The 1,625-nt window shown below is 33.0% G+C and carries 1 protein-coding gene; it reads right to left on the minus strand.

All coding sequences use genetic code 11. The annotated features are described in order from the left end of the window. On the minus strand, positions 1–1,571 hold a 1,571-nt coding region (locus B3J44_RS20990), incomplete at its 3' end, for a transglycosylase domain-containing protein (RefSeq protein WP_286971230.1). Between the last annotated feature and the right edge of the window lie 54 nt (positions 1,572–1,625).

Raw genomic sequence — 1,625 nt, forward strand, 5'->3', positions numbered from 1 at the left:
ACAATTCGGTTGTTTTCTAAAATGTAAACTAGCAGAATTTCTTCAAGCTTTCGCGAAAGCGTTTTTTCACGAGTTAAAAAGACATTCTTAATTAACTGCATGCTAATTGTGCTGGCACCGCGAGAGAATTTCTTAGTTCGAATGTTCTTAAGAATTGATTGTTTGAAAGCTTCATTTATAAATCCGCGATGCGAAAAGAAAGAAGGATCTTCGGTCGTTAAAACACATTTTCTTAAATATGGAGAAATTTGGTCTAGCGGAGTATAATTTGGATTGGCATTTCCAACCAAAACTGGTCTTTGCAATACATTTTGAATAATCGCTCGATATACAAATTCGCCATTTAATTTATTTAAATCTGCTTCGCCATATTTGGTAATTCGCAAATCTTCTTTGTTTAATTTGCTGTCAAAAACAAGCGTGTTTGGTTTGTTTTTATTGAATTTGAAATCTAATTTATAATCAAAGTTTCCAGTTGCCTGCATACCTTGAAAATGTGTGAATAAACCATCTGGAAGCGAAACGATAAAATCTTGCGCTTTCATTTTCGGAATATCGACTTTCAAAGTATAAATTGTGTCTTTTTCTGTATCGTAAGAAATATAAGGACGAACTTTAATCTTGTTCAACTGCATGGTTGACGAACTGTCGATCGAAATAAAGCTATCTCCCAATAAAAATCGGTAATCAAAACGCGCATTTTTTATTACCACATCTTTGCTGGCAATTTTCGGGTGATTGATTGTAAGATTGGCGATAGAAGTAAAACCGTCAATATGCAGTTCGCTGCCACTTTTGTCAATGTTTTGAACATTTAGACGAATAGAATCAAAACTTGCTTTTAAATTATAGCGTTGATCTAGATAAGGCACACGAATGGCACCAGTATCTAAGTTGAAAAAGCGAATATCTGCCTTTTTATTTCTCGGATCGGCAAAACCTTTAATATTCCAGCGCTGATCAAAATCTTTTGCTTGAACGTGAAGATTGGTTTCTAATTGTTTGTTGTTTAAAACCAGTTTGTCTACATCAATAGAAGTTAGTTTGTCGTTGTCGTTGATTTTGAATTTGAAGTTTTTCAAATCCATATCGGTTGGAACCAAATTCAGAACTTTAGAAATGATTCTGTAGGCAAAGGCGGCATATTTGCGTTTTTCGTTTGACTCTGTTTCTTCGCGATCTCTTTTTAGAAAAGCATCAAAATTTCGTTTGTTGCCTTTTTTTACTAGTTGGATATAACCGTTGTCGACTTTTAAAGTTCCAACCTGAACATCTCCAATCAATAAATTGCTTAAACTAATACTGGTTTCTACGTTTTTTATTTTTACAAGTGTGTCTGCATTTATAGGTGCTAGCACAACATTTGTTAAATGTATGGTTGATAATCCATCAAAAGAAGCAGATTCTACAGAAAAATTACTGTTGTATTGAACAGCCATTTTGTGTGTCGCTTTTGCAATTGCCTGATTTAATAGTGAGTTGCGAAAATAATACAGTCCGATGCAAAGCACTAAAATTACTATTCCTAGTATTTTTAATGCTTTGTATATTTTTTGTTTTGGAAAATTCATAAAGTTGGTTTTCAAAAGAATTTAGAAATTTTTGAAACGTAGTATTGTTTGTTT

The organism is Flavobacterium sp. UBA4854, assembly GCF_002399805.1.
Classification (GTDB): Bacteria; Bacteroidota; Bacteroidia; order Flavobacteriales; family Flavobacteriaceae; genus Flavobacterium; species Flavobacterium ginsengisoli.